This is a genomic window from Blautia sp. OF09-25XD, assembly GCF_003482095.1.
GTDB lineage: Bacteria > Bacillota > Clostridia > Lachnospirales > Lachnospiraceae > Fusicatenibacter > Fusicatenibacter saccharivorans.
Genome location: NZ_QUMG01000004.1, coordinates 41,395 through 55,439 on the forward strand (window position 1 = coordinate 41,395; position 14,045 = coordinate 55,439).

Annotated in this window: 16 protein-coding genes and 1 pseudogene; 3 read left to right on the forward strand and 14 right to left on the reverse strand. The window is 51.6% G+C overall.

Annotated features, from left to right (window positions below):
- Positions 1 to 58: 58 nt before the first annotated feature.
- Positions 59 to 1,468: an AI-2E family transporter gene (locus tag DXA93_RS04725; RefSeq protein ID WP_158554975.1), complete on the forward strand. Its 1,410-nt coding sequence runs from the start codon at positions 59 to 61 to the stop codon at positions 1,466 to 1,468.
- Between the two features lie 75 nt (positions 1,469 to 1,543).
- On the opposite strand, the gene DXA93_RS04730 is transcribed toward DXA93_RS04725, so the two are convergent.
- From DXA93_RS04730 to DXA93_RS04770, 9 genes and pseudogenes are all read right to left on the reverse strand, one after another.
- Positions 1,544 to 3,013, reverse strand: a complete 1,470-nt coding sequence (locus DXA93_RS04730) for a glycoside hydrolase family 30 protein (protein ID WP_022462098.1) — start codon at positions 3,011 to 3,013, stop codon at positions 1,544 to 1,546.
- Positions 3,014 to 3,126: 113 nt separating this feature from the next.
- Entirely contained in the window at positions 3,127 to 4,026 is a 900-nt protein-coding gene (locus DXA93_RS04735; RefSeq protein WP_119207795.1) for an AraC family transcriptional regulator, read from the reverse strand.
- 94 nt (positions 4,027 to 4,120) lie between these two features.
- Positions 4,121 to 4,608 (reverse strand): annotated as a pseudogene (locus DXA93_RS20490) (deoxycytidylate deaminase).
- Between the two features lie 43 nt (positions 4,609 to 4,651).
- A complete protein-coding gene (gene upp / locus DXA93_RS04745; protein WP_022462095.1) occupies positions 4,652 to 5,281 on the reverse strand; it encodes a uracil phosphoribosyltransferase in 630 nt (209 codons plus the stop codon).
- A gap of 29 nt (positions 5,282 to 5,310) precedes the next feature.
- The gene (gene rpiB, locus DXA93_RS04750) at positions 5,311 to 5,754 is read right to left on the reverse strand and encodes a ribose 5-phosphate isomerase B (RefSeq protein WP_055218692.1); all 444 of its coding nucleotides are present in this window, start codon (positions 5,752 to 5,754) and stop codon (positions 5,311 to 5,313) included.
- 40 nt (positions 5,755 to 5,794) lie between these two features.
- Positions 5,795 to 6,208, reverse strand: a complete 414-nt coding sequence (locus tag DXA93_RS04755; protein ID WP_119188521.1) for an arsenate reductase/protein-tyrosine-phosphatase family protein — start codon at positions 6,206 to 6,208, stop codon at positions 5,795 to 5,797.
- Between the two features lie 2 nt (positions 6,209 to 6,210).
- A complete protein-coding gene (locus DXA93_RS04760) occupies positions 6,211 to 7,260 on the reverse strand; it encodes an L-threonylcarbamoyladenylate synthase (RefSeq protein ID WP_022462093.1) in 1,050 nt (349 codons plus the stop codon).
- A 100-nt stretch (positions 7,261 to 7,360) separates the two neighbouring features.
- Positions 7,361 to 9,310, reverse strand: a complete 1,950-nt coding sequence (locus tag DXA93_RS04765) for a fructose-1,6-bisphosphatase (RefSeq protein WP_117509472.1) — start codon at positions 9,308 to 9,310, stop codon at positions 7,361 to 7,363.
- 28 nt (positions 9,311 to 9,338) lie between these two features.
- Positions 9,339 to 9,794: a putative ABC transporter permease gene (locus DXA93_RS04770; protein WP_158583262.1), complete on the reverse strand. Its 456-nt coding sequence runs from the start codon at positions 9,792 to 9,794 to the stop codon at positions 9,339 to 9,341.
- A 149-nt stretch (positions 9,795 to 9,943) separates the two neighbouring features.
- Here DXA93_RS04770 and DXA93_RS04775 point away from each other — a divergent pair, with 149 nt between their 5' ends.
- Positions 9,944 to 10,171: a hypothetical protein gene (locus tag DXA93_RS04775; RefSeq protein ID WP_118697467.1), complete on the forward strand. Its 228-nt coding sequence runs from the start codon at positions 9,944 to 9,946 to the stop codon at positions 10,169 to 10,171.
- Positions 10,172 to 10,216: 45 nt separating this feature from the next.
- Entirely contained in the window at positions 10,217 to 10,630 is a 414-nt protein-coding gene (locus tag DXA93_RS04780; protein WP_238061814.1) for a hypothetical protein, read from the forward strand.
- 95 nt (positions 10,631 to 10,725) lie between these two features.
- Here DXA93_RS04780 and DXA93_RS04785 read toward each other — a convergent pair whose 3' ends face one another.
- The 5 genes from DXA93_RS04785 to DXA93_RS04805 are packed head-to-tail and all read right to left on the reverse strand — an operon-like array spanning position 10,726 to position 13,859.
- A complete protein-coding gene (locus tag DXA93_RS04785; RefSeq protein ID WP_117813669.1) occupies positions 10,726 to 11,004 on the reverse strand; it encodes a hypothetical protein in 279 nt (92 codons plus the stop codon).
- Positions 10,986 to 11,945 carry an ATP-grasp domain-containing protein gene (locus DXA93_RS04790; RefSeq protein WP_119207797.1) on the reverse strand — a complete coding sequence of 320 codons (960 nt, stop codon included), beginning with the start codon at positions 11,943 to 11,945 and terminating at the stop codon, positions 10,986 to 10,988. Before DXA93_RS04790 ends, DXA93_RS04785 begins: the two co-directional genes overlap by 19 nt.
- Entirely contained in the window at positions 11,942 to 12,889 is a 948-nt protein-coding gene (locus tag DXA93_RS04795) for a glycosyltransferase family 2 protein (RefSeq protein WP_117509476.1), read from the reverse strand. Before DXA93_RS04795 ends, DXA93_RS04790 begins: the two co-directional genes overlap by 4 nt.
- A complete protein-coding gene (locus DXA93_RS04800; RefSeq protein WP_119207798.1) occupies positions 12,886 to 13,626 on the reverse strand; it encodes a pyridoxal-phosphate dependent enzyme in 741 nt (246 codons plus the stop codon). Before DXA93_RS04800 ends, DXA93_RS04795 begins: the two co-directional genes overlap by 4 nt.
- Positions 13,560 to 13,859 (reverse strand): pyridoxal-phosphate dependent enzyme, encoded by a 300-nt coding sequence (locus DXA93_RS04805; protein WP_119207799.1) that lies wholly within the window; start codon positions 13,857 to 13,859, stop codon positions 13,560 to 13,562. The genes DXA93_RS04800 and DXA93_RS04805 overlap by 67 nt, the downstream gene beginning before the upstream one ends.
- Positions 13,860 to 14,045 lie beyond the last annotated feature (186 nt).

Genomic DNA, 14,045 nt, shown 5'->3' on the forward strand with positions numbered 1-14,045 from the left:
TGGGGATTGCATGTGTATAATAGAGGTTAATAAAATTCGAAAGGGGATTTACATTTTTATGAAACTGGATCGTTACCGAAAATATGTCCGGGCCGGCGTTACTGCCTTTCTGGTACTTGCAGCGTCCATGATTTTTTACTACCTGCTCTTCCACCAGACTTCTGTGCGGACCGCCTTTCACAATGTCCTCGACATTCTCTCCCCCCTGATTGCAGCCCTGATTCTCGCCTATGTGATCAGCCCGATCATTAACTTCATAGAACAGCGGATCATCGCCAGACTCTTCGCCCGCCACGGAAAAACACAGTCGGTACGCTGCAAAAAGCTTGTACGGGCGCTTTTGATTCTTCTGACGTACGTCGCCATGCTTTTCGCGCTGTACGGACTCATTGCGACCCTGATCCCGGAGCTGTTCTCAAGTATCACAAACATTGTCTCCAACTTCTCCAACTACGCAAACAACATTCAGGATTTTGCCACAAAAGTGCTGGCGAATTACCCGGAGATGCAGCAGACGGCAGACCAGTACATCTCCATGTTCTCCGCAAAGCTTTCCAACTGGCTGACCAATGACCTGATGCCGATGCTCCGTACGTTCCTTCTGAACCTCTCCGGACAGCTCGTCAACATGGTTACGTTTTTCAAAAACATTCTGCTTGGCGCGATCGTTGCGATCTACATGCTGTACAACAAGGAAAGCTACATTGCCAAGCTGAAAAAAGCAGTCTACGCGCTGCTCGGTCTGGATCACGGAAATGCCGTGATCCGCGACTGCCAGTATGTGAACCAGGAATTCAGCGGATTCCTCGTTGGAAAAGTCATCGATTCGATCATCATCGGTGCCATCTGCTATCTTGTGACGAGCCTGATCGGCACCCCGTACGCACTGCTGGTCAGCGTAATCATCGGTGTGACGAATATCATTCCGTTTTTCGGCCCGTTCCTCGGCGCCGTTCCGTGTCTTCTGCTGATCCTTCTGATCGACCCTCTGCAGGCACTGTATTTCCTGATTTTCGTCGTTCTCCTGCAGCAGTTTGACGGAAACTTCTTAGGGCCGAAAATCCTCGGCGAGACGACCGGCGTGTCCAGCTTCCTTATCATCATCTCGATTCTGATCGGCGGCGGCTTCTGGGGTGTCTTTGGCATGATCATCGCCGTTCCGGTCTGTGCCATTATCTGCACGGTCTGCCGCAACTTCGCCAATCGTCGTCTTGAAAAACATCACCTGCCGGATGACGATGCGTTTTACTTCCACATGGACCACATTGATCCGGAAACGAGACAGGCGATCCCATATCAGAAAAAGAAGATCGACGAGGCCGAAGTCTTCCACTTCCCGGGCTACCGGCTGCGCAAAGCGCTGACAAAGCTGGCCACGGAAGAGTCTCCGGTTGATGCGCCGTATACACCGGCAAAGCCTTCAACCGAAGAGAAAAACTCAGATTCTTCCGATTCCGATCAAAAATAAATCGTATCTTACAAAAATGCCTTCTGCGCAGACTGTTTCCATTCTGCACAGAAGGCATTTTTTTATTTTTGCTTTTTATTTCTCGATTACAACCGTGCTGAGTGTCTCTGCCGGAAGATCGACACGCATGATATGTCCGTTGACACGCAGGAAGCAGCCGGAATCCTCTTTTGTGCGGTTCAGCAGGATCACAACGTAGCTTCCGTCCGGATTGACTGCGGCCGTTACATCCAGGTTTGCTCCGTATTTGCTCCAGCCGATGCGTTTTGCACCCGGAGCAATATATTTGGAAATATGGCCGATGTAGTGGTACATGATCGGTTTGCGGTAATGGAAATCATCATCCACAATCAGACCTGAGGTGAATCCCATCGGTACGTGGCGCGGGCCGCCGTCTTTGTCTACGAGGAAGTTCCAGTCGATCCAGCGGTTCATGCCGGCGTTCAGGTTTCCGATCATATCGTGTGCATAATCTGCGGCGTCAAGGTAATCGACGTACTCTGGTGTCTGGAAGTTCACCGGTCCGAAACCACCGTCGCCAAAACCGATTCTGCCCGGCATGTGAAGGGCACAGCACTCGGAAAGCATGAAGGTTTTGTCCGGGTATTTCTGTTTCATCAGCTCAACAGCCTCGAAGTGGTCGCCGGAATACCAATGGAATGCGATACCGGCTACCATGTCCATGGTCTCCTCGTCAAGGACGGTCAGAACGTGCTCGATCATACGCTCTTTGTTGTGATCCCAGATGAAGATGCCGATCTTGTCCGTCAGGCCTGCTTTTTTCATCTCCGGATACAGATAATCTTTCAGGTAGGTTTTGGACTCTTCCGGTGTCCATACGCAGCTGTCCCAGGTGGTAGCCGCTACGGTTTCGTTCTGCAGGCTCAGCATCGTCACCGGGATTCCCTCATCGAGGTATGCCTGCAGATATTTTACGACGTATTTTGCCCAGCTTCCGTAATACTCCGGTTTCAGGCTGCCGCCGTGGTTTCTCTGCGGAATCTCTTCCGGAACCGGCATTCCCATTGCACCGTAAACAGCAGCATCATTCTTTGCGATCTTCGGTGCAGTTTTCCACTGATACGGCGGAGACCACGGGCTCATCAGAACACTGATCGGCTCTGCGGAGATTTCGATGGCTTTTTTCAGCATCGGAAGGACATATTTGCGGTCGCGGTCGATCGAGAAGGTTGCCAGATCCGGGTCTGCGATCGGGTCTGCGACTGCCTGATACTCCTCAAGGGAATAGTCACAGCTGTCGATCGGCACGCGGACAAATCTTGCATGAAGGCCGTCCGGTCCGAAAATATCCTGTAATGCCTGATTCTGTGTTTCCTCATCCATACGGGACAGCAGGTATGCGCTGCTCTCGGTCATGGCGCCGCCGAAGCCCTCGATGGTCTGGAACGCAAAGTCCGGATACAGGTTGATGACGTTCGACTCAATCATTTTTACGCTCTTGGACTCGTCTTCCGGTGCCAGCGCTTTTTCCCAGGTTTTTGCTTCCCCTTTTACATGGTACGTTGTAATCTGTTTTGCTTTCATTTTCCACACTCCATTTTTCACATGTTTTGCGGCATTTACTGAAAATCCGCTGTTTCATGCTTCCACTATACCATGCTCTCTTCTTCTTGTTTAGTGCCTTTTTCGGCAGAAAATTAGGGCATTTCCGCTTTTCTGATTCTTACCCACTGGCCCATCGGGCGGTCTCCTTTTTCCTTTTCATACCGCTTCTGCATTTCCTTCATGCTGCAGCCGTACCGCTCCTTAAACAGACGCGACACCGACTTGTAGTTTTCGCAGCCGTGTTTCGGCAGAAGTTCCATGATCCGCGCCTCGGGATGCTGCAGGTCGCGGCAGATCCGGTCGAGCCGGATTTCATACAGATACTGGTAGACCGTCAGACCGAGGTACCGTTTCAGAAGCTTCGACAGATAATTCGGCGTATAACCAAAGTGCTCCGCGACCTGCGCCACCGTCAGCTTTTTGGCGTAATGCTCCTCAATATACCGCATGACCTCGCGGATCTGCTGTACGGCCTTCTGATTCTGCGGAATGTGTTCTTTTCCGATCTGCACCGCATAGTCCACCAGTAAGCGGTACAGCGCTTCAAGAAGAAGGCTGTCGAATTTTAACTGATACCCTTCTTTCTGCGCACCGTACACCTCGTCCATCTCCCGGAGAACTGCTTTGAATTCTGCGAGTTTTTGTTTTTCCGCCTCACTGGCCGGCCTTTCATCCACAACAAAGTAAAGCTGATCGTAACGCTCCATGTACTGCAGCAGCATCTCGTACGGAACCTGCAGGACGATGGCCTGATTCGGATAGGCTGTCACGGCGTGGATCGTGCCGGAGTTGATGACGAGAAGTTCATCTGCCCCGATCTGCCGCTCGCCGCCGTCACCGAAACGCACTTTCAGACGGCCTTCCAGAAGATAAATGATCTCCAGATCGTTGTGCCAGTGCGGCGGGTTGCTGTAGCCGCCGTCATCGATGCTGTGGAAAAAGCGGATGCCGATATCCCCGTTTGCCGTAATCCATTCGAAATTGCTCTCCATGGTGCCCTCCCGTTTCTTGTCTTTTCGTGTATACAGACGAAGCGCGCCTGAACTTTCTGTTCGTTCAGGCGCGCTCCTTCTATTATCTTTTCTGCTACAGGGACATGGTAATTTCCCGCCCTGTGCGGTGGTATTTCTGAAAAGTGACTCCGGACGCCTTCATCATCCGTTTCGATGCGATCACGGACGGGGTGTCCGCGTACTTGTCGCAGTCGTAGATCACCGTTTTGATTCCCGCCTGGATAATCGCCTTGCAGCACTCGTTGCATGGGAACAATGTCACATACAGCTTGGCTCCCTCGAGCTTCCGCCGCGGTAATTCAGGATGGCGTTCAGTTCACTGTGCGTTGTGTAAAGATACTTGTTTTCCAGCGGATTTTCACTTGTCTTTCCCCACGGGAACTCGTCGTCCGAGCAGCCTTTCGGGAAACCGTTGTATCCCATGGACAGAATCTTGTTGTCCTCGCTCACAATGCAGGCTCCCACCTGGGTGTGCGGATCCTTCGAGCGCATACCGGCAAGCTGGGCAACTGCCATGAAATATTCATCCCAGGAAATATAATCCTCTCGTTTATCGCTCATACCCATTTCCCCTGTGTTCTCTTAACGTACTTTGCTTCCGCTCTTATTTCGTACCGAAGATACGGTCTCCGGCATCGCCAAGGCCTGGTACAATGTAGCCGTGCTCGTTCAGATGGTCATCCAGTGCTCCGACGAAAACATCGACATCCGGGTGAACCTCATGCATTTTCTCGATTCCTTCCGGAGATGCGATGATGCACATGAAGTGGATCTTCTTTGCGCCTTTTTCTTTCAGCATGGTGATGGCTGCCGTTGCAGAACCGCCGGTTGCCAGCATCGGGTCGGTTACAAATACTTCACGGCTTGCGATGTCTGACGGAAGTTTGCAGTAATACTCAACCGGTGCCAGGGTTTCCGGATCACGGTACAGACCAATGTGTCCGATTTTTGCTGCCGGAATCATAGCCAGCATACCTTCTACCATACCAAGACCGGCACGGAGGATCGGCACAACTGCCATTTTCTTTCCTTCGAGCTCTTTTACGGTTGTTTTGCAGATCGGGGTTTCAATTTCAACGTCTGTGAGCGGCAGCTCTCTGGTTGCCTCGTAGCACATCAGCATTGCAATCTCGCTGATCATCTCGCGGAACTCCTTGGAGCTTGTGTCTTTCTTTCTGATAATACCGATTTTGTGCTGGATCAGCGGGTGATCCATGATGACTGTTCTTGCCATTTTCCCTTCTCCTTTGTTTTGTTTAAAATTCATTCATTTTCGCCTTCATGCTCAATCAAGTGAATCCGGCGTTCGTGACGCTCTTCTCCGGAAAATGGAGTGTTCAGGAAGGTTTCTACGATTTTGATTGCAAGGCCAGGGCCTACAACGCGTCCTCCCATCGCCAGTACGTTGGCATCGTTGTGCAGGCGGGTTGCCTCTGCGCAGAAGCAGTCGGTGCAGAGTGCTGCACGGATTCCTTCCATTTTGTTTGCCGTGATAGAAATGCCGATTCCGGTTCCGCAGATCAGGATTCCCTTATCACACGTTCCGTTCTGGATCGCATGGCCTACTTTTCTGGCGTAAACCGGATAATCAACTGCCTCGTTGCTGTAGCATCCGAAGTCCTGATATTCCAGTCCCTGTTTGTCCAGATATGCTTTTACCTCCTGCATCAGCTCATATCCGCCGTGGTCGCATCCTAAAGCTATCATTGTTCTTCCTCCTCTTTCAGCCGCGCAAGAACACCTTCAATCAGGAATTCCAGCGCTTCATAACATTTTCCGTATTCGGTAAGCGGTTCCCCGTAAAGGCGGGGATGTCTCCTGCCAGCCGCAGAAATCCGGCGATCGTTTGCAGATGGGGCGCATCCGGGAAGTCCTCACGGATCTTTTCCCTCTGACTGTCCTCCATCACAAGAAGCAGCGTGTCGTCGTTGATGTCCTCCGCGGTAAGCGGTGTGGTGGTGTGGTCTTTGGCCGAAAGCCCGTTGCGCGCAAGCACTGCCTCTACCTTCTGGTTGACCGGCTGCGGAAACAGAACGACAAGCCCGCGGGAACCAATTTCCATCGGCCACGGAAGCTCTTTGCTCTGCAGAATCGCCTTCGCCATCGGTGCGCGCGCGGTATCGTCCGCGTCCACAAATAAAATCCTGCTGTAATGTTTCACTGTTATACCTCTGCTACTTTGTGGCCTGCGGCTTTTAACAGGCGGTTCATGATCGCCTGCCCCATACGCGGGGTGTCGAAAGCCTCGGAATAAATCACTTCCACGCCGTCCTCATCGAAGTCGCGCAGAATCGCAAACAGGTGATGCGCGATCGTCTCATCTTCGGCGCGCAGCCCGATGCTCTTGATATCTCCTGTGGTGTACTGCTCCCGTGTCTCATCGGTGCAGATTACGCCCACTTTCTTTCCTGCCTTTTCCTGTTCTGCGGCAAGGCGGTTGATTTCCGGAATCACCCGTTCCATCTCGCCCTGGATAATCGTAAGGTCTGCCTTCGGCGCATAATGTTTGTAGCGCATGCCCGGTGCCTTCGGACGCACATGGCTGTCCTCCGCAAGGATTCCCGGATCGACACGCACGGTTCCAAGCACTTTTTCCAGCATCTCTTTGTTGTAATAGCCCGGGCGGAGAATCGTCGGAATCTCCTCTGTAAAATCGACGATAGTGGATTCGAGGCCGATCTCGGCGTCTCCTCCGTCGATGATACAGTCAATTTTGTCCCCAAGGTCCTCGATCACATGCTCGGCTTTCGTCGGACTCGGCCGGCCTGATGTATTGGCGCTCGGCGCTGCGATGAAGCCGCCTCCGGCTAAGATCAGTGCGTTTGCCACTTTGTTGCTCGGATAGCGCACGGCTACGGAGGTAAGGCCTCCCGTCGTCTCGAGCGGAACGGCATTTGTTTTCTCAAAAATCATCGTCAGCGGTCCCGGCCAGCATGCGGCTGCCAGTTTGCGTGCACTCTCCGGCACGTTTGCCGCTACGGTTTCGAGGTCCTCCATTCTTCCGATGTGGACGATCAGCGGGTTGTCCGACGGACGGCCCTTTGCCGCATAAATTTTCTCGGAAGCTTTGGCATCCAGCGCATTTCCGCCAAGACCATATACGGTCTCGGTCGGGAATGCCGCCAGACCGCCGTTTTTCAGAATCTCTCCTGCTTTTTCGATCGCGCTCTGATCTATGTTATCTTCTGTCATCCTGGCAATCCATGCCCTCATATGTTTCTTCCTTCTTTCCATCTGTTCCAGCGCACAGTGTTTCCATCTGCGCACACTGTTTTGATTATACCATTTTCCGGCGCAGTTGAAAACCCTTGATTTAAAGAAGCTCTTTTAACTGAGCCGTGCGGTACGCCTCGATCAGTTCCTTTAATTCACGGATGCGCTGCCGGATCTGCCGTCCCTGATCCGTATCGCCGACTAACTGGCGCTTCATGTTGTACCGCACCGCCACCTGGCGGGAGACAATATCCTTCTCCTCCTGGATTGCTTTTTCCGTCGATTCAAACGGCTCGTGCGCGGTGAGGCTGAGGCCGTACGAGTTGTAAATCAGCGTGTAACCCGCGATGCCGGTTTCTTTGTGGTACGCCCTGCAGAAGCCGCCGTCGATGATCAGCACCTTGCCGCCGCATTTGACCGGGCTTTCACCGGCACTCTGGTGTACCGGGACGTGGCCGTTGATAATATGTACATTTTCACCGGCAAGCCCGAACTCCTGTAAGATCCGGTCCGCCGTCTCCTCTTTCTCGATCAGGCGGTAATACGCGTTTTTCACCTCGGTCCAGGTCTCTTTTTCTGCGAGGAAATACCGCTCAAATGTTGTCATCTTGTCGCGGCCGTACAGCGGGGAATTCGGCGCGGTCCACAGATACCACAGCGTATTGCGGCCCTGCTCCCGTTTTTTCGGATCGCGGCTTACAAATGCGCGGCGCACGTTGTGCTCGAGGATATCGTACAGTGCTTTTCCCTTGTATTTCTTTCCGTCGACCTGTACCTCTTTTAAGGTGCCGTCCTCATTCATCGGCATGCAGCCGTGGTACAGCAGATTTCCATTGTAGACGCGGTAGAGGCTTCCTTTTTTGAGCAGGAAATCGACGTGCGCCTGCAGTTTTTCGCTGTTTCGGAAGGCGAAGATCAGCTTATCGAGCACTTCTGCCTCTTTTTCTGTCAGCTCGTCCGGATGCGCCGGGTCGATCGTCGGAAAGCTCTTGTCGCGCAGAGCATACGTTTTCTCCCCAATCGTCACCGTTCCGTTCTGGTAATCGATCTTTTCCAGCAGACGGCGGTTTTCCATGCCGTACTCCGGGTTCTCACGGATCAGACGGTTCTCGAGCTTTAACTGCATTACGGTGATGGCCTTGTGCATGCGGCGCTCCAGCATCTGCTGGGAATTTCCGCTGTCCTCGCCGCCTTTTGCGGCAAAGCATTCGCACGGATCATCGCCGTACGTCTCGAGAGCAAAGGTGGCAAGCGGAAGCATATTGATGCCGTAGCCGTCCTCCAGCACATCGAGATTGCCGTAGTGGAGGCAGATGCGGATCGTGCTGGCCACGCACGCCGGCTGGCCGGTCGCAGCGCCCATCCAGAGCACATCGTGGTTGCCCCACTGGATATCGAGGGAATGGTAATTCATCAGGCAGTCCATGATTTTATACGGCTCCGGACCGCGGTCAAAGATGTCGCCGATGATGTGGAGATGATCAACAACGAGCCGCTGAATCAGCTCTGCCACGGCAATGATGAAGTTCTCGGCGCTTCCGATTTCGAGGATAGTCTGGATGATCGCCTCGTAGTATGCTTCTTTGTCGAGCACCTCCGGCTTTTCGGTGATCAGCTCCTCGATGATATAGCCATAATCCGCCGGCAGGGCTTTCCGCACTTTGGCGCGGGTGTATTTGGAAGAAACGATTTTGCAGACGTCGATCAGGCGGTACAGCATGACCTTGTACCAGTCATCGATGTCCTCCTGCTGCTTTTTCTCCATCTCCAGGCGCTCTCTCGGGTAATAGATAAGGGTTGCAAGCGCACGTTTTTCCGAAATGCCGAGCGTGTGGCCGAAGACATCGTCAATCTTCTTTCGCACGGCACCGGAACCGTTGCGGAGTACATGAGAAAAGGCTTCGTATTCGCCATGAATATCCGAAAGGAAATGCTCCGTGCCTTTGGGAAGGTTGATAACGGACTGCAGATTGATGATTTCTGTCGCTGCTTTTTCGATGGTCGGGTACAATTCTGCGAGATATTCCAGATAATTTTTTTCGTTTTCCATGAGGACCTCCTGCCTGGGTTGTTTTTTCTTATTTTATAACGAACTCCCCTTCGGCACAACCCTTTTTCTTCTTTCGATACACCGGGTGCGTCCCCTCGTGGAAGATATAATAGCTCACATAGTCCGTAAGAAAAATCCCAACCGCCGAGAGCAGATACCAGATCCCGAAAAAACACGGGCAGATTAATCCTTCACAGAGGGAAAACGGCAGCGTACTATAGTCCCACATGCGGTAATGCAGCACCCTCAGGGAAAACATTCCCGAATACAGCTCGATGGCCGTAATCAGGACGGCGGATACCATCATCTGAAACGCCAGCGGAAAGCAGCGCAGCCCGGCGTCTTCCAGCATTCCGATTCCTGCAAGGGACAGTCCTCCGGCAATACCCATCAGGCGGAAGCTGTAACCCCGGTAGGTGACTTCGATGGCAATATAAATGCAGTAGCCCAAAAGGAAAAACAGCAGATACTTCTTCGCTTTCATTCGTTTTTCTCCCATTCTAATTGAGAATCTTTTCTCTTATTCCCAGTATCTCTGTCTTTTGTCTTTTTATCCGCTTGCATTTTTTCTTTTCCATGTTACAATACTTTCATGCTTCAAAAGAAGTTTCGAACAGAAAGGACAAAAAAAGAATGGCATTTAACCCAATGAAGTTAATGGAATTAAAAAATCTGAGAGACCGTTTCGCCCAAAACCACCCGAAGTTCGTAAAATTCATGAGCGATCTCGCATCCTCGCAGATCGAGGAGGGAACGATTCTCGAAGTCACGGTGAAAAAACCGGACGGCCGAACGATGGTTTCCAATATCAAGGTGACTGCTTCGGATCTTGAAATGCTGCAGGCAATCAAACAGATGTAACATATTTTTCGTGATAAAAAGCCGCTTTCGACGAGCGGCAGGCTTTTGGACGCACGGTATTCCTCGAGATACTGCGTCACCGTCTTTCCCGTCATTTTCCGGAAGCGGCGGCAGCAGACCTCGCGGGACAGATGCACCTGCTCACCAAGCTTTTCGAGCGAAATCACGGATTCTTACCATTACTCCGATGCATTCCTGACGATCGAAGCTCCGTTCTACTTCCTGCTCGGCCTTCTCGCCGTCTACCGCACCTCGATTCAGAGTATGCAGAACGGACGCGCACCGTTTACCGCATGCATGATCGAGCTTGTGATGCGTCTTGCTGCTACCGTCTGGCTGTCACGCTTCTTAGGCTACACTGCCGTCTGCATCGCAAGCCCGCTTGCCTGGTTCGGTGCAATTGCACTGCTGATTCCAGTCTACTATCGGATGATGATGAAGCCTGTAAAAACAGTGTAATCAAAATTGGTCCACCGGATATTGATATGCCTGGCAACGCAAAACCCGGAATCCTTTCGCTCCTCTTCTGAGGTCTTGAAAAGATTCCGGGTTTTTTATTTTGCTGTTTTCTCTTCCCAGATTGTCTCCAGATTTTTTCCATCAATCCAGATACAGCGGTACACCCGCTTCATCTGCTCATCCAGTTCCGCTTCCCGGTCCGTCTTTACAATCACATGGCCGATCCGGTCAGTTCCATCTGCCATGGCAGAAACTTCATGCCCCTCCGGATAATCCAGGACAAGCTCCAGCCCTTCCTGACGCAGACGTTCGACCTGATCCCGGTCGATTTGTGTGATGGTTCCGCTTACCGGACTCAGCAGCAGTTTTGCCATGCACGGGCAGCTTTCCGTCTGCTGAAAATCCGTTTCTTCCCCGAGGCGCTTTTGATCATCTGCTCATAAAAATCAAATCCGTAATACGTTGAAATCAGTTCCGGAATGCAGGTTGCCCCGGTTCTTCCGCCCATTTCAATGATCCAGACCTTCTCTCCGTCCACAAAGACATCCGCATTGACGGAGCACTGATCGGCACCGGATGCGGTGACGGCCAGCTGCATCTGGCGGGCAATTTCTTCCCGCAGTGCCCCGCTGCATCCATACGGAAATGCGTGGCCGACCGGAACGGTCGTGTGTGCACCGCGGTATACAAATTTCGTGTGCGGTGCCAGAAAGACCAGTTTGTGGTTCTGCACAAATCCATCCACGCCGATCTCCGTTCCGCGGAGGAATTTTTCAACCAGCACATAATCTCTTGCCGAACCGTTTCTCGCATTTTCATACGCTTCTTCGATCTGTCCGGAATGCACCACCACGGTAATTCCGCGGCTTCCTGAACTGTCCACCCGTTTTACGACAACCGGGTATCCAAGCTGTTCTGCGGTTTTTTGTGCCTCCTCTGCGCTTCTTACCCGCATCCCGTCTGCCGCGGAAACGCCGCCCTGCCGGAATGCGTCTTTCATCTTTGCCTTATCGGTCAGAATTTCCGCCGCCTCATACGGAATGCCGGACAGATGCATCTTTTCACAGACATAGCCGATTGTGCTGACGGCCACATCGGTTCCCGATGTACAGATTCCGTCGATCTGTTCTTTTTCCGCCGCCGCAAGAATCGCTTCTTTATCCCGCGTATTCAGTTCATAAATTTTATCTGCAAGTGCAAAACCCGGATAATCGCCGGGAATACTCACTACGATCGTGTAAAGACCCATTCTGCGTGCAGTCCGGATCAGCGGCACCTGGTAAATACCGGTACCTAAAATCATGATTTTTTTCACTTTTTTTCTTCCTCATCAGATACGTTAATGGTTTCCCGCACAATATACTGCGGCGTGCGGTTCAGAATCAGAATCATCTTTCCGAGATATTCTCCGATGATGCCGAGCACCATCAGAATCAATCCGGAAAAAACAACGATGGCGCAGATCGTCGAAGACCAGCCAACCATCACGGTCGGATTGATGAGCTTTCGGATGGCAATCATGATGGCTGCCAGAAAACCGCCGGCTGCAGAAACTCCGCCGAGAACGGACGATATGCGAAGCGGAATTACAGAATAGTTCCAGTAGGCAAGCCACAATTTGATCAGTTTCTTTAACGTATAGTTGGAAGTTCCCACTGCACGTTTGAAATGCTCCACCTCTACATTTCCGATTTTGTGTGTCGTGCGGTAGAAAATGCCGTCAATATAGGGATTGAAGCTGTCGTATTTTACCACCTCGTCCTTGATCTGGCGGGTAATCATCCAGAAATTGCTGGAAACGATGTCTTTTGGCCGTCCGAGAAGAATCCGGGAGGAAACTTCGTTCAGTTTGCTGGTGACATTTTTCAGGAACGAATTTTTCCGTTTCGGATAGCAGCCGTAAACCAGATCGTATCCTTCTTCCATCTTGTGGATCAGTTTGCTGATCTGGGACGGATGTGTCTGCATGTCATCGTCCATGCCGAGAATAAAATCTCCTTCGGTGTAGTGGAGTGCCGCCATCAGCGCATTGTGCTGGCCGAAATTGCGCAGCAGGTTGATGCCCTTGACATTCTGATACTGCTCACCGAGCTTCTTGATCTCCCCATACGTATTGTCTTTCGGGGAACCATCGTTCACCAGGACAAATTCGCAGTCATATCCGTCCATTTTCTTGAATTCTTCCATCACCATCTCTACAACTTTCCGGATCGTTGCCTCGGAATTGTAGCATGGGATGACTATTGAAATCAGTTTCATTTTTTTCCTCCATCGGTATCGTTCAGAATGCAGTCATAGAACAGCGGCGTGCCTCCGGTATGGATAAAAAGCACATCGCAGTCCTGTAACTGATGTTCTTCTATGTACTGCTTCATTCCCCAGAATGCCTTTCCGGTGTACGTCGGATCCAGCGGAAGGCCGTTCCGGCAGAACTCTTCCCGGATCACCTGTAAAATCCGCTCATCGTACTGGCCGTATCCGCCCTGGCGGTATCCCATTTCCAGATGAAGTTCACTCTCCCATCCTTCCGGCAGCACGAGATGATTCTTCGCAAAATAATCGGAAATGCCGCTCTCCATAATGCGGGTGGCGCGGTCGTACTCGCGGGATGAAATCGAAAGGCCGATGATCTGCTCCGCTCCCTGCTCGAGCAGTTTTCCGCTTACCAGGCCGCACTGGGTCGAGCCGGTTCCGGATGCCGCAAAGATATGAGAAAAAGAAATGTTCTGTTCTTTCTCCCACGCAAGAATCTCGCGGTAGCCGTCCACGTAGGCCTGTACCGGTGTGCCTTCATTGCCCGTTCCGAATTTATCCCCGAAAATATAATATGGGTGATATCCCTCTTCTGTCAAACGGTTCATCGTCTGCTCGACGGTCTGTGCAATCTCTGTTTTTCTGCACGGAATGACTTCGGCTCCGAGCCATTTCATCAGACGGCTGTTGTTGGTTTCGATCGGTTGTTCCTCGTTTTCTTCGGAAGACAGATCATATAGCATGGAATTTTCTCGGCACAGCACAGATTGGCCAGCACGCGGCAGAGGTTGGATCTGCTGTTTCCGTAGATGATCATGCAGTCTTTGTTTTTCTCCTGCATATCCTGGAAAAAAGCACGTCCGATGCGGACTTTGTTTCCGCCTAAGGAAAACGGAAGAAGATCCTCCCGCTTGCAGTACAGGCGGACGCCTCTGTCGTTTGGAAATTCCAGTTTCTGAATTGGTGTCTGTATCATTGTTTCTCCTCTTTTATTCTTGTTTCACTCACAGTCGGTATTTTCACGGAGTCTGACATGCCGAAAATAGTTCGACTGTGACTTGCCTCATGTCAGTGGAGGATACCGATTTTTCTCCGCCCGCCACTGCCGTTATGTTTCTTTTAATAATTCATCCCACCGCTTTAGAAGCTGGGGACTTCTTGT